Annotated in this window: 17 protein-coding genes; 12 read left to right on the plus strand and 5 right to left on the minus strand. The window is 69.6% G+C overall.

Annotated elements, in window-relative coordinates:
* Nucleotides 1-96 precede the first annotated feature (96 nt).
* Together DRV85_RS02940 and cobS are read left to right on the plus strand one after the other, a co-directional pair.
* A complete protein-coding gene (locus tag DRV85_RS02940; protein WP_113287945.1) occupies nucleotides 97-1764 on the plus strand; it encodes a tetratricopeptide repeat protein in 1668 nt (555 codons plus the stop codon).
* 179 nt (nucleotides 1765-1943) lie between these two features.
* On the plus strand, nucleotides 1944-2930 hold the full coding sequence (gene cobS / locus DRV85_RS02945; protein WP_113287946.1) for a cobaltochelatase subunit CobS: 987 nt from the start codon (nucleotides 1944-1946) through the stop codon (nucleotides 2928-2930).
* Between the two features lie 240 nt (nucleotides 2931-3170).
* Here the strand turns inward: cobS and DRV85_RS02950 are convergent, their stop codons facing one another.
* Nucleotides 3171-3791: a superoxide dismutase family protein gene (locus tag DRV85_RS02950; protein WP_113287947.1), complete on the minus strand. Its 621-nt coding sequence runs from the start codon at nucleotides 3789-3791 to the stop codon at nucleotides 3171-3173.
* 183 nt (nucleotides 3792-3974) lie between these two features.
* Between DRV85_RS02950 and DRV85_RS02955 the strand changes: the two genes are divergently transcribed.
* The 4 genes from DRV85_RS02955 to DRV85_RS02970 all read left to right on the plus strand — a co-directional run bounded on the left by DRV85_RS02955 (nucleotide 3975) and on the right by DRV85_RS02970 (nucleotide 8630).
* Nucleotides 3975-4391, plus strand: a complete 417-nt coding sequence (locus tag DRV85_RS02955) for a hypothetical protein (protein ID WP_113287948.1) — start codon at nucleotides 3975-3977, stop codon at nucleotides 4389-4391.
* A gap of 64 nt (nucleotides 4392-4455) precedes the next feature.
* On the plus strand, nucleotides 4456-6327 hold the full coding sequence (gene cobT / locus DRV85_RS02960; RefSeq protein WP_113287949.1) for a cobaltochelatase subunit CobT: 1872 nt from the start codon (nucleotides 4456-4458) through the stop codon (nucleotides 6325-6327).
* A 146-nt stretch (nucleotides 6328-6473) separates the two neighbouring features.
* The gene (locus DRV85_RS02965) at nucleotides 6474-8270 is read left to right on the plus strand and encodes an aminopeptidase P family protein (protein WP_113287950.1); all 1797 of its coding nucleotides are present in this window, start codon (nucleotides 6474-6476) and stop codon (nucleotides 8268-8270) included.
* A gap of 15 nt (nucleotides 8271-8285) precedes the next feature.
* Complete coding sequence (locus DRV85_RS02970) at nucleotides 8286-8630, plus strand: DUF427 domain-containing protein (protein ID WP_113287951.1); 345 nt, start codon at nucleotides 8286-8288, stop codon at nucleotides 8628-8630.
* A 142-nt stretch (nucleotides 8631-8772) separates the two neighbouring features.
* Here DRV85_RS02970 and DRV85_RS02975 read toward each other — a convergent pair whose 3' ends face one another.
* A complete protein-coding gene (locus DRV85_RS02975) occupies nucleotides 8773-10461 on the minus strand; it encodes a chloride channel protein (RefSeq protein WP_113287952.1) in 1689 nt (562 codons plus the stop codon).
* Between the two features lie 75 nt (nucleotides 10462-10536).
* Here DRV85_RS02975 and DRV85_RS02980 point away from each other — a divergent pair, with 75 nt between their 5' ends.
* Entirely contained in the window at nucleotides 10537-11910 is a 1374-nt protein-coding gene (locus DRV85_RS02980; protein WP_113287953.1) for an FAD-binding oxidoreductase, read from the plus strand.
* A gap of 16 nt (nucleotides 11911-11926) precedes the next feature.
* Here DRV85_RS02980 and DRV85_RS02985 read toward each other — a convergent pair whose 3' ends face one another.
* Nucleotides 11927-13006 (minus strand): Hint domain-containing protein, encoded by a 1080-nt coding sequence (locus DRV85_RS02985; protein WP_113287954.1) that lies wholly within the window; start codon nucleotides 13004-13006, stop codon nucleotides 11927-11929.
* 275 nt (nucleotides 13007-13281) lie between these two features.
* Here DRV85_RS02985 and DRV85_RS02990 point away from each other — a divergent pair, with 275 nt between their 5' ends.
* The 5 genes from DRV85_RS02990 to DRV85_RS03010 all read left to right on the plus strand — a co-directional run bounded on the left by DRV85_RS02990 (nucleotide 13282) and on the right by DRV85_RS03010 (nucleotide 17588).
* Nucleotides 13282-14340, plus strand: coding sequence for a TRAP transporter substrate-binding protein (locus DRV85_RS02990; RefSeq protein WP_113287955.1), 1059 nt, complete (start codon nucleotides 13282-13284; stop codon nucleotides 14338-14340).
* A 78-nt stretch (nucleotides 14341-14418) separates the two neighbouring features.
* On the plus strand, nucleotides 14419-14943 hold the full coding sequence (locus DRV85_RS02995) for a TRAP transporter small permease (RefSeq protein ID WP_233495382.1): 525 nt from the start codon (nucleotides 14419-14421) through the stop codon (nucleotides 14941-14943).
* Nucleotides 14940-16256, plus strand: coding sequence for a TRAP transporter large permease (locus DRV85_RS03000; protein ID WP_113287956.1), 1317 nt, complete (start codon nucleotides 14940-14942; stop codon nucleotides 16254-16256). Before DRV85_RS02995 ends, DRV85_RS03000 begins: the two co-directional genes overlap by 4 nt.
* Before the next feature lie 89 nt (nucleotides 16257-16345).
* Entirely contained in the window at nucleotides 16346-17113 is a 768-nt protein-coding gene (locus DRV85_RS03005) for a crotonase/enoyl-CoA hydratase family protein (protein WP_113287957.1), read from the plus strand.
* 4 nt (nucleotides 17114-17117) lie between these two features.
* Nucleotides 17118-17588, plus strand: coding sequence for a MarR family winged helix-turn-helix transcriptional regulator (locus tag DRV85_RS03010; protein WP_158540094.1), 471 nt, complete (start codon nucleotides 17118-17120; stop codon nucleotides 17586-17588).
* A 17-nt stretch (nucleotides 17589-17605) separates the two neighbouring features.
* On the opposite strand, the gene DRV85_RS03015 is transcribed toward DRV85_RS03010, so the two are convergent.
* Both DRV85_RS03015 and DRV85_RS03020 read right to left on the minus strand, forming a co-directional pair.
* On the minus strand, nucleotides 17606-19963 hold the full coding sequence (locus DRV85_RS03015) for a TRAP transporter large permease (RefSeq protein ID WP_113287959.1): 2358 nt from the start codon (nucleotides 19961-19963) through the stop codon (nucleotides 17606-17608).
* 15 nt (nucleotides 19964-19978) lie between these two features.
* Nucleotides 19979-20881, minus strand: coding sequence for a TRAP transporter small permease subunit (locus DRV85_RS03020; RefSeq protein ID WP_113287960.1), 903 nt, complete (start codon nucleotides 20879-20881; stop codon nucleotides 19979-19981).
* Between the last annotated feature and the right edge of the window lie 32 nt (nucleotides 20882-20913).

Genomic DNA, 20913 nt, shown 5'->3' on the forward strand with positions numbered 1-20913 from the left:
GCGCATCAAGATCGCGCCGGGCAAGATCGCGTGAACGCCGGCCGTGCGCGCGCAGGACCGGCATGCTAGGCTCTCGCGCACGCAAGGGAGGCCCGGATGAACGAAGATTACCCCTACGACCTCGGAGATCACGGTCGGCGGGTCTCTACCGGCTCGGAGGCGGCACAGCGCTGGTTCGACCGCGGTCTGGTGTGGACCTACGGCTTCAACCACGAAGAGGCGATCGCGTGTTTCCGCCGCGCGGCGGAGGCCGACCCGGACTGCGCCATGGCGCATTGGGGGCAGGCCTATGCGCTGGGGCCCAACTACAACCTGCCATGGGAGATCATGGACGAGGCCGGCAAGGCGCAGGCGCTGGCCGCTGCCCACGACGCCACGCAGGCGGCGCTCGGGCGCCGCGATGGCGCGACGCCGGCCGAGGCGGCTCTGATTTCCGCGCTCGCCGCCCGTTACCCGCAGCGCAGCCCCCTGCCCGACCAGTCCGGCTGGGACCGCGCCTATGCCGACGCGATGCGCACCGTGCATGCCGCCTATCCCGAGGATCTCGACATCGCCGCGCTCTTCGCCGAGGCGCTGATGACCTGCACGCCCTGGCAGATGTGGGATCTGCGGCGCGAATGCGCGGCAGAGGGCGCCGCCACCGAGGAAGCGATGGAGGTGCTGGAACAGGCCATGCGCCGCCCCGGCGGGATGACCCATCCCGGCCTTCTGCATCTCTGGGTGCATCTGATGGAGATGTCGCCGCATCCCGAACGCGCGCTGCCGCAGGCCGACGTGCTGCGCAGGCTGGTGCCGGACGCGGGCCACCTCGTGCACATGCCGACCCATATCGACGTGCTCTGCGGCCAGTATCACGACGTGGTGCACTGGAACCAAAGGGCCGTCGAGGCGGATCAGAAATATTACGCCCGCGAGGGCGCGATGAACATCTACTCGGGCTACCGGCTGCACGACTATCACTTCGTGATCTACGGCGCGCTTTTCCTCGGACGCATCGCGCCCGCGCTCGAGGCGATCCGCGGGATGGAGGAGACGATCCCCGAAGAGATGCTGCGGCTCGACTCCCCGCCGATGGCGGACTACTTCGAAAGCTACCTGGCGATGGAGCCGCATGTCCTAATCCGCTTCGGCCGCTGGGACGACTGCCTTAAGCTGCCGGCGCGCGAGGACACGGCGCTCTTCTGCACGCACGAGGCGACGCGCCTTTACGCCCGCGGCGTGGCGCTCGCCGCACTCGGCCGCCCCGACGAGGCGGAGGCCGAAGAAGCCCGCTTTCTCGACGCGCTCGCCCGCCTCCCCGAAAGCCGCCTGCTGCACAACAACCGGGTCGTGGAGCTCATGGAGATCGCGAAGGCGATGCTGCGCGGCGAGATCCTCTACCGCCAGGGCGCGCACGAAGCGGCCTTCGCCGCCCTGCGCGCGGCCATCGCGGCCGAGGACGCCCTGCCCTACGACGAGCCCTGGGGCTGGATGCAGCCCTCGCGCCACGCGCTGGGCGCGCTGCTCTTCGAGCAGGGCCGCATCGACGAGGCCGAGGCGGTCTACCGCGAGGATCTGGGCCTCGGCGCGAAACTGCCGCGCGCGCAGGTCCACCCCAACAACGTCTGGTCGCTCCGCGGCCTGCACGACTGCCTGCGCGCGCGCGACGCCCCGCCGGGCGAGATCGCGCCGGTGGCCCAGGCGCTCGACATCGCCGCGGCACGCGCCGACCGCGCCGTCGCCGCCTCCTGCTTCTGCGCGCAGAAGGCGATGACAGCCGCCTGATGCCCTTCTTCTTGGGGACAAGTATCCTCGGGGGGTGAGGCCCGGAACGGGCCGAGGGGGGCAGACAGCCCCCCTGACGCCCTTGCGGCCGGGCGCCGCCCTTCCCCTTGCGCACCGGCGGAATATGTTGCAGCACGGGCGCGCGCTCGGGCGCAGGCAGTCAGGAAAGACGGACGGACATGGCGGACGGCGGTATCGACATCAATGCGAAGCCCACGGAGGAGATCTCGGTCCGGGAGGTCTTCGGCATAGACACCGACATGATCGTCAAGGGCTTCGCCGAGCGCACGGACCGCGTGCCGGATACCGATCCAACCTACAAGTTCGACCCCGACACCACGCTCGCGATCCTCGCCGGCTTCGCGCACAACCGCCGCGTGATGATCCAGGGCTACCACGGCACCGGTAAGTCCACCCATATCGAACAGGTGGCCGCCCGGCTGAACTGGCCCACCGTCCGCGTCAACCTCGACAGCCACATCAGCCGCATCGACCTGATCGGCAAGGACGCGATCAAGCTGCGCGACGGCAAGCAGATCACCGAGTTCCAGGAAGGGATCCTGCCCTGGGCGCTGCGCAACCCGGCCGCCATCGTCTTCGACGAATATGACGCGGGCCGCGCCGACGTGATGTTCGTGATCCAGCGGGTGCTCGAGGCCGACGGCAAGCTCACGCTTCTCGACCAGAACGAGGTTCTCACGCCGAACAAGTATTTCCGCCTCTTCGCCACGGCGAACACGGTGGGCCTCGGCGACACCACCGGCCTCTATCACGGCACCCAGCAGATCAACCAGGGCCAGATGGACCGCTGGAGCCTCGTGGCGACGCTCAACTACCTCTCGATCGACGCGGAGGTGTCGATCGTGCTGTCCAAGGCGCCGCACTACAACACCGAGAAGGGGCGCAAGACGGTCAAGCAGATGGTGACGGTCGCCGATCTGACGCGCACCGCCTTCATGAACGGCGACCTCTCCACCGTGATGAGCCCGCGCACCGTGATCGCCTGGGCGCAGAACGCCGAGATCTTCCGCAACCTGGGCTACGCCTTCCGCGTGAGCTTTCTCAACAAGTGCGACGAGCTGGAGCGGCAGACGGTCGCCGAGTTCTACCAGCGCTGTTTCAACGAGGAACTGCCCGAGAGCGCGGCGAGCGTCAGCCTGACCTGAGCGACGCGGGCAGCAGGAAGAGCCCCGGCGGCGCGATGCGCCGGGGTTTTCGCGCTCGCATGACGAAGCTTTGCACGGCGCGCGCCGTGTAGAGTGTGTTGCATTTCACCGGAAACGGTTCGACGACGGGCGCGCGCCCGCCCGGGTGGGCGCGGAACGCGCCCGCCTTGGGGGGCGGGCGCGTGCCCGTCGCGGGCGCGACGGGCAGGTGACTGCCATCCGCTGCAACACGCTCTAGCCCTAGTCGAGCTCCGCGCAGGCGATCGGGATCGTCACGCGCGCGGGCACACCTTCGAGCGACTGCACGCTGTCGGGCAGATCGGCTTCCTCCGGCGCGCCGTGGATGAAGACCACGCGCTGCCCTGCGGCCACCGGGCCGCCGAATTTCTCCTGCACGGCCTCTTCCAGCGCCTGGGCGTCGACCTCGCGGACGTAGTCGAGGCTGCCGTCCTCGCGTGCCGCGGGATAAGTGTCGGTCTGGATCGTCAGGCTCGCCGGATCCTCGGTCAGCGGAATCATGGTGACGCCTGCCGCCTCGCGGGTCTCGATCAGATCGACGTAGCCGTCGCCGTTGGCGTCCGCCTCCATCGTCGGGCAGGCGGCGTCCTCGGGATCGGGGCCTTCGAAGCCGTGCAGATGCATCAGATGCATCCCCGGCGTGAGCCCGCGCGCCGAAACGGTGACGGTGAGCACGTCGTCCGATTGCGTAACGGCGATCTGTCCCGACGGCTCCGCCGCGCCGAAGCTGTTCACAGTTTCGAAGTCGCCGGCAAGGCTCTGCGCGGCGAGCGGGGCGGCGGCGCCGAGCGCCAGGACCGTGGCGGCAGCCCGGCCGGTCCGCGACATCGTGATCGAATGCATCGCATCCTCCCTAGAGACTCCCGGGCGGCCGACGACCGACCGCCCTCATGCAGGAGCGCGCGGACCCGAGTCCTGTTCCGTCGGGGGATCGGCGCAAGCGGCGGGTGGCCTTCAGTGCAATACCGGAAATATATTTCGTATATACAATGTTGACACATGCCGGCTCTGTCATAGACTTGTTACATGAAAAGATCTGCGATCACCGCCCTGGCCGGCGCGGCGCTCGCTTTCCTGGGTGCCGCCGGCCACGCCTTCCCGGTCGAGCCCTACAAGCGCGCCGAGATCTTCGCGGTGTGTTCGGGCAGGCTCGCGGCGCTCGCCACCCGGCTGGAGGCCGAAGGCGACCCCGCCGCGGTCGAGGCGCGTGGCCTCGCGGCGGACTTCTCGGTCCTGCTCGAGGCGAGCATGCCGGCGGCGCTCGAGGCCGGGGTGCCGGAGAATCAGCCCGAGCGCTGGCGTGCCTCCGGCTGGGGCGAGGCGGCGCATCTGCTGGCGCTCGCCGACTACAGCTTCAACGCCCGGCGCGCCGAGCGGGCCAACGCCGCGCTCGCGGCGCGGCTGGCCGAGTGCCGCTCGCTGATCCTTGGCGGAACGAGCTGACCCACTGGCCATTTCCGCGCCGAAGCACTAGCTTCCCGGCGAAGCCCAGTGCCCGGACGGCCGCATGACGAAGAACTCCGACAACCCTGCCGACCCCTTCAAGAAGGCGCTCGCCGAGGCCACCAAGGTGATGGCCCACGATCCGGACCTTACGGTGAGCTATTCGGTCGATCCCTCCGGCGTGTCGGGCGATACCATGCGCCTGCCCCAGATCAGCCGCCGCATGACGCGCGAGGAGGTTCTGGTGGCGCGCGGCACGGCGGACGCGCTGGCGCTGCACCGCCGCTATCACGACGCCGGCACCCATGCCCGCTACGCCCCCCGCGGCGACATGGCACGCGATCTCTACGAGGCGATGGAGGTCGCCCGCTGCGAGGCGATGGGCGCGCGCGACATGCCGGGCACGGCGCAGAACATCGACGCCAAGATCGGCGCCGAGGCCACCCGCCGCGGCTATGCCGGCATCACCGAGGCCTCCGAGGCACCGCTGCCCGTCGCGGCGGGCTATCTGATCCGCCATCTCGCCACCGGCCGCGCGCTGCCCGAAGGGGCGCGCAACGTCATGGATCTCTGGCGCGACTTCATCGAGGAACAGGCGGGCGAGACCCTCGAGGGGCTCGAGGACAAGCTCGCCGATCAGACCGCCTTCGCCCGCTTCGCGCGCAAGGTGATCGAGGATCTTGGCTACGGCGACCAGCTCGGCGACGATCCCGATCTCGAAGAGGATCAGCAGGACGAGGCCGAGGACGGCGCCGAAGAGGAGGAAGAGCCCGAGAGCACCGGCGAGGAGGACAGCAGCGACGAGGCCGAGGCCTCGCCCGAACAGTCGCAGGAGCAGACCGACGACGAGAGCCAGGCGCAGGTCAGCATGGAGGAGCTCGCCGACCAGGAACTCGGCGAGGAGGCGGAGCTTCCCGAGGGCGAGGCCCCGCTCGAGCCGCCGCCCCCTGCCCCGGTGTCCGACGCCGACCCCGACTACCGCGTCTTCGACCGCAGCTTCGACGAGGAGATCGGGGCCTTCGACCTCGCCGATCCGGTCGAGCTGGAGCGCCTGCGCGCCTATCTCGACCAGCAGCTCGAACCGCTCAGGGGCGCTGTCGGCCGGCTCGCCAACAAGTTGCAGCGGCGGCTCCAGGCCCAGCAGAACCGCAGCTGGGAGTTCGACCGTGACGAGGGCATCCTCGACGCCGGGCGGCTGGCGCGCGTGGTCGCGAATCCCACGACCCCGCTCTCCTTCAAGGTCGAGAAGGACACCGAGTTCCGCGACACCGTGGTGACCCTGCTGCTGGACAACTCCGGCTCGATGCGCGGGCGGCCGATCTCGATCGCCGCCATCTGCGCCGACGTGCTCGCCCGGACGCTCGAACGCTGCAGCGTGAAGGCCGAGATCCTGGGCTTCACCACGCGTGCCTGGAAGGGCGGGCAGAGCCGCGAGGCCTGGCTGGCCGCGGGCCGGCCGCTGGCGCCGGGGCGTCTGAACGACCTGCGGCACATCGTCTACAAGTCCGCCGACGCGCCGTGGCGCCGCGCACGGGTCAACCTGGGCCTGATGATGAAGGAGGGCCTTCTCAAGGAGAACATCGACGGCGAGGCGCTCGAATGGGCCCATCGCCGTCTCGTCGTCAGGCCCGAGGCGCGCAAGATCCTCATGGTGATCTCCGACGGCGCGCCCGTGGACGATTCCACCCTGTCGGTGAACCCGGCAAATTACCTCGAGAAGCATCTGCGCGACGTCATCGCGATGGTCGAACGCAAGAACCAGGTGGAGCTGATCGCCATCGGCATCGGCCATGACGTGACCCGCTACTACAAGCGCGCGGTCACGATCACCGATGTCGAGCAGCTCGCCGGCGCGATGACCGAGCAGCTCGCGAGCCTCTTCGATTCCGACCCCCGCGCACGGGCGCGGATGATGGGGATCCGAAAGGCGAGCTGACCGTAGGGTGCGTGCTCGGCACGCACCGCGACCGGCGATTGCGTCAGATCGGTGCGTGACAAGCACGCACCCTACGGGCGGCGCGGGCTTGCATCCAGGCGCCGTAGCCTGTTCTTTGCCGTCGGGCGAGTGTGGGGAGCGCCGGCATGTTCCAGTCCTTCAAGGCCACGAGCCGGCCCGAACAGGGACCGCCGCGCCTGCGGCTCCTGCGCGAGGAAATGGCCCGCGAGGGGCTGGACGGGTTCCTCGTGCCGCGCGCGGACGCGCATCAGGGGGAATATGTCGCCCCGCACGACGAGCGGCTGGCCTGGCTCACGGGCTTCACCGGGTCCGCGGGCTTCTGCGCCGTGCTTCAGGAGGAGGCCGGCGTCTTCGTGGACGGCCGCTATCGCGTGCAGGTCCGCGACCAGGTCGCGGCGGCGTTCACGCCGGTGGACTGGCCCGGGACGAAACTGGGCCCGTGGCTGCGCGCGCGCCTGCCGCATGGCGGCGCGGTGGGCTTCGACCCCTGGCTGCACACCGTGGAGGAGATCGAGACGCTCGAGGCGGCGCTCGACCGCAGCGGCGTGCATCTTCTGCCCTCGCCCAATCTGGTGGACCGGATCTGGGAGGATCAGCCGGATCCGCCCGCGGGAGAGGTCACGGCGCATCCCGTGGAGCTCGCCGGCGAGGCCGCCACGCAGAAACGCGCGCGTCTGGGCGAGGCGCTGCATGAGAAGGGCGAGGCGGCCGCCGTGCTCACGCTGCCCGATTCGATCTGCTGGCTGCTCAACATCCGCGGCGCAGACGTGCCCCGCATCCCGGTCGCGCAGGGATTCGCGATCCTGCACGCTGACGGGTCGGTGGATCTCTTCATGACCGAGGCGAAGCTCCACGCAGTGCGCGATCATCTCGGGCCCGGCGTGCGGTGCGCGCCGCCGGACGCCTTCGCCGAGGCGCTCGGGGCGCTCGAGGGCCGGATCCGGATCGACGCGGCCAGCGCGCCGCTCGCGGCGCTGCGGGCGCTCGAGCACGGCCCGGCCGAGCCGGTGCGCGGCCGCGACCCCTGCCTGCTGCCCAAGGCATGCAAGAACGCCACCGAGCGCAAGGGCGCCGAGGCCGCCCATCTGCGCGACGGCGCGGCCGTGGTGGAGTTCCTCTGCTGGCTCGACGCGCAAGCCCCGGGCAGCGTGACCGAGATCGCCGCCGCGACCAAGCTCGAGGACTGCCGCCGCGCGCACCCGGAGCTGCGCGACATCGCCTTCGACACGATCGCGGGCAGCGGGCCCAATGGCGCCATCGTGCATTACCGCGTGACGGAAGAGACCGACCGCGCGCTGGGCGCGGGCGAGCTTTTCCTGGTGGACAGCGGCGGGCAGTATCCCGACGGCACCACCGACATCACCCGCACCGTGCCGGTCGGCCCGGCCGGCGAGGAGGAGCGCGCGGCCTACACCCGCGTGCTGCAGGGGCTGATCACGATCTCGCGGCTGCGCTGGCCCAGGGGCCTCGCCGGGCGCGACCTCGACGCGCTGGCGCGGATGCCGCTCTGGCTCGCGGGGCAGGACTACGCGCATGGCACGGGCCACGGCGTGGGCAGCTACCTGTCGGTGCACGAGGGGCCGCAGCGGCTGGCGCGGACGGGCGAGGTGCCGCTGGAACCGGGGATGATCCTCTCGAACGAACCGGGGTTCTATCGGGAGGGTGCATACGGCATAAGGCTCGAGAACCTGATCGTGGTGGAGGAAGCGCCGCCGCTGCCCGGGGGCACGGTGGGCGAGATGCTGCGGTTCCAGACGCTGACCTATGTGCCCTTCGACCGGCGGCTGATCGTGGCGGAGATGCTGACGGCACCGGAGCGCGCCTGGCTCGATGCCTATCACGCGCTCTGCCGGCGGAAGCTGGCGGAGCGACTTGCACCACGGGCGCGGGACTGGCTGACCACCGCCACGGCGCCGATCTGAAGGAGAGAGAGGGACATGGCCAAGCGCATCACCATCCGGCCCGCCGAGGGCAAATGGAGCGTCCGCGCCGGCGGCGCCGTTCTGGGCGAAAGCTCTGCCGCGCTGGAGCTGGACGAGGAAGGCCACGCGCCGGTGATCTACTTCCCGCGCGGCGACCTCGCCATGGCGTTCCTCGAACCCTCGGAGAAGTCCAGCCATTGCCCCTGGAAGGGCGACGCGCGCTGGTTCTCGATCGTCACGAAGTCGACGACGATTCCGGATGCAGCCTGGAGCTACGAGAGCCCGGTGGACGGCGCGGGCGAGATCGCGGGGCACGTGGCCTTCCACGAGAGCGACCAGGTCACGGTCGAGCGGATCTGAGCGCCTGCGCGCGGGGGTGGCGCCGTCAAGGGGGGCTGTCTGCCCCCTTCTGCCGCTCGCGCGGCATTCACCCCCCGAGGGTCTTTCCGGCAAGGGGACGGACTCGGGACACCGGATCGCGGCGCGCTGACGCTGCGCGCGGTCAGGAATGCTCCTCCTCGGCGGTGGCGGCGAGGGCGCGGTTGTAGGCCTTGAGCGCGTCGACATGGAAGAGCGCGCCCTGCAGTTCGGGCGACTTGCCCGCACCGGTGAGGCGGACGACGGGGATGAATGGCAGGCCCGACTTGTCGAAGATCGGCATCGCCGCCTCGAGCGTGGCGTTGGCATCGACGTAGACGCCGTTGCCGATGAGCTCCCACAGCCGCGCCTCCTCGGGCGCGCGCTCGTCCAGCGGCCCGCGCATCACGCCCGCCACGCGGAACATCTGCAGCAGGTATTCCTGCGGGCCCGCGGCGAGGTGCACGCCGCGGCGCTCGAGCTGGCTGAGGAAGAAGGAGCGGTCCACCAGCCGCGAGGCGAGCGCGGTTGAGGTGGAGACCGCGACCATCACCGCGAGGCCCGTCTGCCAGTCGCCGGTGAGCTCGAAGACGATGAGCGTGGTCGAGATCGGCGCGCCGAGGACGGCGGCGGCCACCGCGCCCATGCCGGCCAGCGCGTAGAGCGTGGGCGCCCCGGAAATCTCGGGGAAGAGGCCGGTGGCGACGAGGCCGAAGGCGAGGCCGGTCAGCGCCCCCAGCATCAGCGAGGGGGAGAAGACGCCGCCGCCCATCCGGCCGGCCATGGTGACGGCCACCGCCACGACCTTGACGATGCAGAAGACGACCGCCTCGTGGAGCAGCAGATCGCCGGTGAGCGCGCGCGTCGTCGTCTCGTAGCCCACGCCGATGATATGCGGAAAGCCCACGGCGATGCCGCCCAGAAGGGCGCCGGTCAGCGCGGGGCGCAGCCAGAGCGGCATGCGCGTGCGGCGCTGCACGAGGTTGCCCGCGTCCTCGCCCCAGAAGATCGCGCGCATGGTCACCACGGCGACCAGCCCGCAGACGAGCCCGAGGAGGAGGAAGGCCGGGATCTCGGCGTAGAATTCCAGTGCCGAGCCTCCCGGCAGGACGAAGTTGGTGACGTCGCCGAAGGCCATGCGGCCGATCACCGTGCCCGCGGCCGAGGCGATGACGATGGGCGCGAAGGCGTGCAGCGCGAAGTGCCGCAGCACCACTTCCATCGCGAAGAGCGCGCCGGCGATGGGCGCGTTGAAGCTCGCCGAGACGGCGGCCGCGACCGCGCAGCCCAGCAGGTCGCGCCCGGTGACCCCGTCGGCGCGGATGGCGTTCGATACCCAGGACGAGAGCAGCGCGGCGAGGTGGACGACCGGCCCCTCGCGCCCCGTCGAGCCGCCGGTGGAGAGGGTGACGAGCGAGCAGCCGGTGGAGGTGAGCCCCGCCTTGGTCTCGACCCGGCCGTCGTTGAGCGCCGCGCCCTCGATGACGTCGGCCACCGCGCGCACGCGGCCGTCGGGCGTGAAGAAATGCAGCAGCAGCCCCACCACCAGGCCGCCCGCGACCGGCACGGCAACGATCCACCACCAGGCCAGCGTTTCGGCGAAGCTGTGCAGGCGGTGCAGATCGTCGGCGCCATAGGCCAGCTCCTGCAGCGTCTCGATCCCGATGCGGAAGATCACGGCGGCACAGCCTGCGGCGATCCCGACGCCCAGCGCGATGAACCAGAACTGCACCTGCCCCGGCCCGCGGTGGCGCAGCAGTTGCCAGCCGCGGCGGAAGGCATGGCGGGTGTGGACGATCTGCGCCAGAAGCGGGTTACGCGGCGGCGCCCTCATCTGCCGCGCCTCCGCCCCGTCTTTTCCCCGGCGGGCCGCGGGGTTAGGCTGGGGCTGGAACTGCCGGGGAAACTCATGGCCCTTCAGGACGCTCTCGACGCGCTTTCCGCCTTACTAGGCGAACGGCTGAGCCGGTCCAAGCCCGATCTGGAGGCGCACGGCCGGTCGGAGAGCCATTTCGCCATGACGCCGCCGGACGCCGTGGCCTGGCCCGAGACGACGCGGGAGGTGCAGGAGATCGTGCGACTCTGCGCGCGCCACGGCGTGCCGGTTGTGGGCTGGGGCGCGGGCACCTCGCTCGAGGGGCACGCGCTGGCGGCGCGGGGCGGCGTGTCGGTGGATTTCACGCGGATGAACCGGGTTCTGGATGTGCGGCCCGAGGACATGGACGTGACGGTGCAGCCCGGCCTCACGCGCCGCGCGCTGGAGGAGGAGTTGCGCGCCACCGGCCTCTTCTTCCCGGTCGATCCGGGCGCCGACGCGAGCATCGGCGGGATGGCGGCGACGCGCGCCTCGGGCACGACGACCGTGCGCTACGGCTCGATGCGCGACAACGTTCTGGCGCTCGAGGTCGTGCTGGCCGACGGGCGGGTGATCCGCACCGGCAGCCGCGCCCGCAAGTCCGCGGCAGGCTACGACCTCACCGCGCTGATGCTGGGCAGCGAGGGCACGCTGGGGCTGATCACCGAGCTCACGCTGCGGCTGCACGGCCGGCCCGAGGCGGTGGCGGCGGGCGTCGCGGCCTTTCCCGGCATCGGCGGCGCGGTGGACTGCGTGATCGAGACGATCCAGATGGGCCTGCCGATGGCGCGCATCGAGTTCGTGGACGCGGCCTCGGCCGCGGCCTTCAACGCCTATGCCGGCACCGACCTGCCGGAGCGGCCGCACCTTCTGGTGGAACTGCACGGCTCGGAGACGGCCGTGGCCGAACAGGCGGAGCTGTTCGGCGCGCTGGTGGCCGAGCATGGCGGCGACGCCTTCGAATGGTCCACGCGCGAGGAAGAGCGGCGCCACCTCTGGCGGATGCGGCACAACGGCTACTACGCGATCATGGCCGCGCATCCGGGCGCGCGGGCGCTGGTGACCGACATCTGCGTGCCGATCTCTCGGCTGGCCGAGGCGGTGGAGCAGACGCAGGCCGACATCGCGGCAAGCGGCATGCCCGGCCCGATCCTGGGCCACGTGGGCGACGGCAACTTCCATGCCACGCTGATCGTCCGGCCGGACCATGCGGGGGATCTGGACACCGCGAAGGGGCTCGCGCACCGGATGGCCGAGCGGGCGCTGCGGCTGGGCGGCACCGTGACGGGCGAGCACGGCGTGGGCATGGGCAAGACCGGCTACATGGCCGAGGAGCACGGCGAAGGCTGGGCGGTCATGGGCGCGATCAAGGCCGCGCTCGACCCGCAAGGCATCCTCAACCCCGGCAAGCTGGTGCCGGGCAACTGATCGCGTCCCTGCCCGGTCAGGCCGCCTCGCCGAACAGCAGCGCCGCTTCGGAGCGGCTCAGGGTGCGGCGCGCGTAGGGGCCGTAGCGGAAGGGGTCCGTCTCGGCCTCGGGGATGCCGGCGAAGAGCCGCGCACGGTCCTCCGGGGCGATGGCCTCGGGCCGCGTGCTCGCCGGGTGGAAGCTCTCCGTCTCGACGCCGTTCGCCCAGAGCACCTCGTGCCGGGGCAGCAGGAGGTGGATGTAATCGACTTCCCGCACGGTCTGGTCCGGGCGCACCTGCCGGCCGTCGACCAGGTCGCGCGCGGCGACCAGGACTTCGGACGTGTTGAAGAGCGCCCGCGCCCGCGCGCCCCGAACGACGAGGCGGTGGGCCGGCGAGACGAGCAGGCTGCGCTCGGGCTGGCACAGCGCGAGCGCGCCGGCGCCGATGCGCACCGGCCTGAGCGCGGGCATCGCGAAAAGCCGCGCACCGCCGATGCGCCGGCGTCCGATCCAGAGGATCTCCTGCGGGCCGTCGTCCTTGGTCGCCACGCGGTCGCCCTCGACCAGATCCTCGACGGGCTGCGGCCCCTGCGGCGTCGCGATGCGAGTGCCCGGCGTGAAACAGATCACCTCCGCGGCCGCGCGCGCGGGATCCGCGGACGGGAGGCGCGGCAGGCTGTGGCGCACGACATAGAGGTCGGAATCGCGCGGCGGCATGGAATCGAGGAACATCAAGAGCGGAGGGCGACCGCCGGCCGTCTCGATCAGGGTGACGGTGAAGCTGCGGGCGCCGTCGGTGACGACGAAGGTGTTGTCGGCCATGGGGTGCGGCGACGCATCGCCGGCAAACGCGAGCGCCTCGGCTGCCGGGCGACGCGTCAGCGCCGCGCCGACCAGACGCCGCACCATGCCTGCCGCACGGCGGCGCAGCTCGGCCTCACCCTGCGCGCCGTCGAGCCGCAACAGACCGTCTGGACCGTCTATGCGGATCGCGTCGCCACGCCAGCACCAGACCGAGCCGATGTCGAGATCGGCGATCGCCGCATTGTCGAGCCCGTCGACCTCGGTCTGTGACCAGCAGATGACGAACGTGCCGCGAAAGCCCGTCCGCATGCCGCTACTTCCTGCTCTTGCCTCGTTTATCTCTTTGGCACGACGCTACCAGAGCCGATTCGCCCTGAAAAGCGCAGTCCCGGATTTGCTTTGGCAAAGCGTGACCTTGACGCCCCCAATTCAACCTGAGCTTGTCGCATGCGCGATCTTCGCACGGCTTCCGACGCCCGACCGTTATGAGACATAACTTTTTGCCGCGCGCTTTCGGAAAACGCGTGCAACGTGGCAGCGACCTGCTAGAACTGACGCCCAGATCGGAAACGGGGAGGAGCTCTATGACGATCGACCGGAGAAATCTCATCGGCCTTGCCGCCGCCACGGCGCTGGGACTCGGCCTCGCCGGCCAGGCCGCGGCGCAGGAGGTGACGCTGCGCCTGCACCAGTTCCTGCCGGCACAGGCCAACGTGCCGAAACTGGTGCTCGACGTCTGGGCCGACAACGTGGAAGAGGACAGCGAGGGCCGCATCAAGGTCGAGCGCTATCCCTCCATGCAGCTGGGCGGCACCCCGCCGGAGCTGATCGATCAGGCGATCGACGGCATCGCGGACGTGGTCTGGACGGTGGTGGGCTACACCCCCGGCCGCTTCCCCTCGACCGAGGTGTTCGAGCTGCCCTTCATGGTCGCGGACGCGCGCGCGGCTTCCTATGCCTACTGGAAGCTCTACGAGAAATACATGGCGGACACCGAGTTCGCCGACGTGAAGATCGTGGGCACCTGGGTGCACGGGCCCGGCATGTTCCACACCAAGGATCCGGTGACCGAGCCCTCGGACCTCGAGGGCATGAAGATCCGCGGCGGCTCGCGGCTGGTGAACGAGCTGCTGACGCGCGTGGGCGCCGAGCCCGTCGGCCTGCCGGTGCCGGCCGTGCCGGAGGCGCTCTCCAAGGGCGTGATCGACGGCACCACCATCCCTTGGGAGGTGACCACCGCGCTCAAGGTGCCGGAGCTGGTGTCGAACCATACCGAGTTCGAGGGTCCGGCGCTTTACAACCTCACCTTCGTGCTGGCGATGAACAAGGCCCGTTACGAGAGCCTGCCCGACGACCTCAAGGCGGTGATCGACCAGAACTCGGGTGTCGATTTCTCGGTCTTCGCCGGCGGCACGCAGGCCGACGCGGACGGTCCCGCGCGCGAAATCGCGGTCGAGGCCGGCAACAACATCGTGACCATCTCCGAGGAGGATGCGCAGGTCTGGTACGACCTCGCCGAGCCCATCTACGAGAACTGGGTCGCCGACATGGAAGAGCGCGGCAAGGACGGCCAGCAGCTCATCGACGAGGCGCGCGCCCTCATGGAAGAGTACCACGAGTCCTACGACGGCTCCTACGAGTGAGCCCGTCGTGTCACTGACGGGCCGCGGCGGAGCGCTCCGCCGCGGCCCTTTCGCGTCAGCCCCACCGGAGAGTCATCCGTGCAGCGCCTTCACCGCGTCTTCTACGGCTTCGCCTGGGTCATGGCGACGATCGGCGGCCTCGTGCTGTCGGCCACGATCCTGCTGACCGTCGCCTCGATCCTCTCGGGCCTCACGTCCCTCGGTCCGATCCCCGGCGAGGAGGAACTGGTCCAGGCCGGCATGGCCTTCGCCATCTTCGCCTTCCTGCCGCTGTGTCAGATCACCGCGGGCCACGCGACGGTGGACATCTTCACCAACTGGCTGACCGGGCGCCGCTTCCGCCTTCTGCAATTCGCGATCGAGGTGCTTTTCGCCGCGGTGCTGATCACCATCGCGGTGCAGCTCAAGGAGGGCATGGACGGGCGCATCCGGTCGGGGCAGACCACCTTCCTGCTGCAGTTTCCGGTCTGGTGGTCCTACGCCGCGAGCCTCGTGGGCGCTGTGGCCGCGGCCATCGTGGGCGTCTGGACGGCGCTCGCGCGCGGCTGGGAACTCCTGACCAACCATGACCTGATCGGCGCCGGCGAGGGAGCGGAACATTGAGCAATCTCGAGATCGGTATCTGGTCCTTTCCGGTCCTGCTGCTGCTGATCTTCGCGCGGGTGCCGATCGGGCTGGCGATGTTCGTCACCGGCTTCGGCGGGCTGTGGCTGGTGATGAACGGGCCGTTCATGGCGCTGGCGCGCCTCAAGACCGAGGCCTACACGACCTTTTCCAACTACTCGCTGACCATCGTGCCGATGTTCCTGCTCATGGGCTATTTCGCCACGCTGGGCGGCATGAGCCAGGCGCTCTTCCGCGCCGCCGAGGGATTCCTCGGCCACCGCAGGGGCGGCGTGGCGATGGCGGCGGTCGGCGCCTGCGCGGGCTTCGGCGCGATCTGCGGCTCGTCGCTGGCCACCGCGGCCACCATGAGCCGCGTGGCCTTGCCGGAACTCAAGCGCTACGGCTACTCGGGCGGGTTCTCGACGGCGACGCTCGCGGCGGGCGGCACGCTGGGCATCCTGATCCCGCCCTCGGTCGTGCTTGTGATCTACGCGATCCTGACCGAGCAGAACATCGCCAAGCTCTTCCTCGCCGCCTTCATCCCCGGCATCCTCGCGGCGATCGGCTACATGCTGGCGATTTCGCTCTACGTGCGCCTCTACCCCGACCGGGCCGGCGTGCGCGACCCGGTGCCGTGGGGCGAGCGGATCTCGGCCCTGCTCGCCGTCTGGCCCGTCCTGCTTGTGTTCGTCGCCGTCGTGGGCGGCATCTACGGCGGCATCTTCACGCCAACCCAGGCCGCGGCCGTCGGCGCCTTCGGCACCGGGCTGATCGCTCTGGTCAACGGCGGGCTGACGGTCCGGACGCTGGGCGAGAGCTTCACCGCGACCGCCAAATCGACGGCGATGATCTTCTTCATCGTGCTGGGCGCAGGCTTCTACAACGGCTTTCTCGCGCTCACGCAGGTGCCGCAGGAGATGTCGCGCTTCGTCGTCGAACAGGGCTTCAGCCCCTGGCTCGTGCTGGTGGTGATCCTGACGCTCTACCTGTTCTTCGGCTGCCTGATGGACTCGCTGTCGATGATCCTGCTGACGGTGCCGATCTTCTTTCCGGTGATCTCCGCGCTCGATTTCGGCATGTCCGCGGAGCATGTGGCCATCTGGTTCGGCATTCTTGTCCTGATCGTCGTGGAGGTCGGCCTCATCACCCCGCCTGTGGGGCTGAACCTCTTCATCATCAACAACATGGACCGGGAGACGCCGATGTCGGCCACCTACAAGTCGGTGCTCTTCTTCGTGGGCTCCGACGTGGTGCGCGTGGCGATCCTCGTGATGTTCCCGGCCATCACACTCTTCCTGTTGCCCGATTGAGGCCTGCGGCGCGCGACCCTCGCGCGCCGCGCTTGCGTGCCATTGATTATGTCGCATAACTTTCCCTCCCGAGAGCACGAGGCCAGCCCATGTCCGAGCCGCTGCTGATCGTCGAGACCGACGGTCCCGTCGCCACCCTGACGATGAATCGCGCGGACAAGCGCAACGCGATGTCGGACGCGCTTCTGGAGGAAATCGAGCGCTTCTTTCGCAAGCCGCCCGCCGGTGTCCGGGTCGCGATCCTGCACGGCAAGGGCGGGCACTACTGCGCGGGGCTGGACCTTTCGGAACATGTCCAGCGCGATGCCGAGCACACGATGTATCACTCGCGCGGCTGGCACGCGGCGCTCGACAGGATCCAGTTCGGAGGGCTGCCGGTGGTCTCGGCCATGACGGGCGCGGTGATCGGGGGCGGCTTGGAACTCGCCACCGCGACGCATGTGCGGGTGGCGGAGCCGGACGTGATCTTCCAGCTGCCGGAGGGGCGGCGCGGCATCTTCGTGGGCGGCGGCGCCACCGTGCGCGTGGGGCGCATCCTGGGCGCCGACCGCATGATCGAGATGATGCTGACGGGCCGCAAATACGGCGCGCAGGAGGGGCTGGCGCTGGGCCTTGCCCATTACGTGGTGGACGAGGGCCAGGCCATGGTGAAGGCGCGCGAGCTGGCGGGCAGGATCGCCGAGAACGCGCAACTGTCGAACTACATCATGATTCAGGCGATCGCCCGTATCGAGGACATGTCGAAGGCCGACGGCCTCTTTGCCGAGAGCCTCTGCGCGGCCGTGACACAGACCAGTCCCGATGCGCAGGAGGGCCTCGCCGCGTTTCTGGAAAAGCGCGCGCCGCGCTTCCGCTGAGATCATGCCGCGCCGCCCTGCCCCGCCTGCCGCGACGCCGCTCGACGCCGGGCTTCGGGCCTTCACCGGCTATCACCTGCGGCGGGCCATGGCCGTTGTGCAGGCCGAGGTCAACGAGACGCTCGCGCCGCTGGGGCTGCGGATGGTGCCGTTCTCCGTCCTCGTGGTGATCGCGGACAATCCGGGCCTGCGGTCCTCGCAGCTCGCCGAGGCGCTGGGGATGGAGCGCTCGAATCTCACGCCCGTTGTGGAGGGTCTCGTGCGCGACGGCTTAATCGCCCGCGCCGCCGCGGACGACGACCGCCGCGCCCATGCGCTGGCCGCGACGCCGCGCGGTGCCGCCCTTGCGGCCCGGGCCCGCGCCGCCGTGGCCGAACAGGACATGCGGCTGACCGAGCAGATGAGCCCGGAGGCCCGGGCGCAACTTGTCGCGCTGCTCGACGCGATCGAGACGCGGCGGGCCGGGGCCGGCTGACGCCCCGGCGGCACGCCTCAGTTCGGGATCAGGTCGGGCACGATGGTCACGATGCCCGGGAAGTACCACAGGATCGCGAGCCCCACGACCTGGATCAGAACGAAGGGCAGCACACCCTGGTAGATCTGCCCGGTCGTGATGCTCCGCGGCGCGACCCCGCGCAGATAGAACAGCGCGAAGCCGAAGGGCGGCGTCAGGAACGAGGTCTGCAGGTTCACTGCGATCATGATCGTCACCCATTTCGGGTCGAAGCCGCCGCCGTAGATCACCGGGCCGACGATCGGCACGACGATGTAGATGATCTCGAGGAAGTCGAGCACGAAGCCCAGCAGGAAGAGCACGAGCATCACGATCAGGAAGACCGTGTATTCGTTGTCGAAGCTCTTGAGGAACTGCTGGATGTAGTGCTCGCCGCCGAAGGAGATCAGCACCAGGTTCAGAAGCTGCGAGCCGATCAGGATGGTGAACACCATCGAGGTGACCTTGGCCGTCTCGCGCACGACCGGCGCCAGCACCCCGCCGCGGAAAAGCACGAAGCAGGCGTAGAGAAGGCCGAAGATCGCGTAGAGATAGGCCGCCTGCGCCACGATGTAGGCCACCCAGGTGTCGAAGCCGGTTTCCTCGATGCCCACGCGCAGATCGAAGTTGATGCCCACCAGCAGCATGATGATCAGCGCGAAGGTGGACCAGATGATGATCTTGCCCGAGCGGTTCTCGTCGCGGAGCTTGCGGTAGGCGGCGAGCATGATCGCCCCGCCCGCGCCCAGCGCCGCGGCGGGCGTCGGATTCGTGATCCCGCCGAGGATCGAGCCCAGCACCGCCACGATCAGAACGAGCGGCGGGAAGACCACCCGCAGCAGCTCGTTCTGCGCGAGCCGCGCGAAGGCGTGCCGGAGCCCGTAGATCGTGAGCGCGATCGGAATGGCGAGCCAGAGGACGGTGACCGCGGGGGAGGTCAGCGGCGAGATCGCGACGATGTCGATCAGCAAGGCCAGCGCCACCCCGCCGAGTCCGACCGCGATGGGCAGCGGATCAGCCGAGGGCGCGATGCCGCGCGCCGTGGTCAGGATCAGGGCCAGAAGCAGGAAGCCCGTGGCGATGCCGGTCCCGATGGGCGCGGCATCCGCCAGCTGTTGCTGCAGTCGCTCCGCGCGCTCCTCCTCGCTGAGTTCGTGCGCCTGCTCGACGCCGCCCGCGGCCTCGATCGCCTGCTCCTCGGCCACGGCGCGGTCCCAGGCCTCCTGGCCGTGCACCTCGATCATCGCGGCCTGACACTCCTCCGAGACATTGGTGCGCAGCGAGGCGGTCTCGCCCTGTTCCGAGTAGCGCGCGACGCTCACGTCCTGGCTGCCGACGATGCCGATCTGTCCGGCGATGAGCACGCCGCCGATCAGCGCGGCCGGCACGGCGGCGAACCACGTCCAGCGTTCGGCCGGGGTGGTGGGCTCGCTGCCGTCGCCGCCGTCGCTCAGCACCGGAGGCGCCTTCGAGGGATTGAAGAGCGCGAAGCCGAAGGCATAGGCCGCGTAGAGACCGGCGAGCAGGATCCCCGGCAGGAGCGCTGCCTGGAAGAGCGTGCCCACCGAGACCACGGCAGGCTCCCCCAGAAGCGTCAGCGCGTCCCGGCATCCGACGCTCTGCGCCCGCTGCTCCTGTGCGCGGGCGTAGATGTCGCCTGCCAGCGTGCCGAGCAGCACGATCACGATCGACGGCGGGATGATCTGCCCCAGCGTTCCGGAGGCGGAGATCACCCCCGTCGCGAGCTTGGGCGAATAGCCGGCGCGCAGCATGGTCGGGAGCGCGAGCAGGCCCATGGTGACCACGGTCGCGCCCACGATCCCGGTCGAGGCGGCGAGGAAGGCGCCCACCACGACGATGGAGACGGCGAGCCCGCCCGGCAGGGGACCGAAGACCCGCGCCATGGTGGTCAGAAGATCCTCGGCGATGCGCGACCGCTCGAGCGTGATGCCCATCATCACGAACATGAGCACGGCGAGCAGCGTCTCGATCGACTGGCCGGCGAGCACCCGCTCGTTGATCCTGTTGACGATGAAGCTGATGTTGCGGTCGACCGCCGTCTCCCAGCCTTGCGGGAAGACCGGCACCTCGACGCGCGGCAATTCCGGGTATCGGAATATGGATATCGTGTCTGGTCGGACGCCCTGATTTATCAGGGCGTTGTAGGCCTGCGAGCCGGTGTCGATCGCCTGGTGGATCAGCAGGCCGGCGCTGTCGAGCGCGGCGATGATCGCGAAGGCGATGACGCCCGCGCCGCCGATGGCGAAGGCCACGGGAAACCCCGACAGGATTCCGGCGAAGAGGCAAAGGAAGACGATGATCAGGCCGATCTCGACGCCGTCCAGTCCGAAAAGCATGTCTGTCCCTGCCCCTCAGCGTGATTCGAATACGTGCTCGGCACTCTCGGCCGTGCCGCCCTCGAGGCGGTCGCGGTCGAGATGCTTGCCCTCGCTTTCCTCGCCCTCGCGGAATTCCAGCCACGAGCGCCAGAGCACCGCCACCGCCTGCAGGAAGATCAGCCCCGCGAAGGCCACGAGCAGCACCTTGAAGAGGAAGTAGGCGTTGAAGCCGTTCGGGCTGAAGCCGATGGTCTCGACGTTCCAGCGGAAGGCGCGCGCCTTCATCAGCAGGCGGTCCAGATCTTCCGAGGCCGAGGGCTTGGGCGTGATCAGGTGCCGCCAGAGGAAGAACCAGCCGTACATCCAGACGATCACCGCCATCGGCAGCATGAAAACGAGCGCGCCCACCATGTCGATGATCTTCCGCGTGCGGAAGCGCACGGCGGAATAGAACAGGTCCACCCGGACATGCCCGTGCTGGACGAAGGTGTAGCTCACGCAGAGCGCCACGATCATCGCGTTGTAGAGCTTGAGCTCCTCCGACCACCAGGACACGTCGAAGCTGAAGGCCTGGCCGAAGCCCAGCGTGATCTCCGAGGCCGCGAAGATGCGCTGCACGAAGACGATGACGACCTGCTGGATGACCATGATGAGGCCGGCCCAGGCGAAGAAGCGGCCGACCGCGTTGGCGAAACCTTCGAGCACGATCACCCCGGTCCACATGATCGAGTTGCGCCAGATGCCGAGCGCCGTGAGCACGAGGATGGTGGTGAACGCCACGAAGAAGAATTCCACCGAGCCGCCGTAGTAGACGACCCGCATCACCGCCTCCGGATCGGACCAGTCCAGCCAGAGCTGCGGATGGGTGACGGCATAGGCCAGGTTGTAGAAGGCCATGCCGATATTCGTGACCAACCAGACGAGGGCGTCGAGCATCGCGTTATCCAGTCAGAGACGCGAGCGCCGGG

The organism is Rhodosalinus halophilus, assembly GCF_003298775.1.
Lineage (GTDB): Bacteria > Pseudomonadota > Alphaproteobacteria > Rhodobacterales > Rhodobacteraceae > Rhodosalinus > Rhodosalinus halophilus.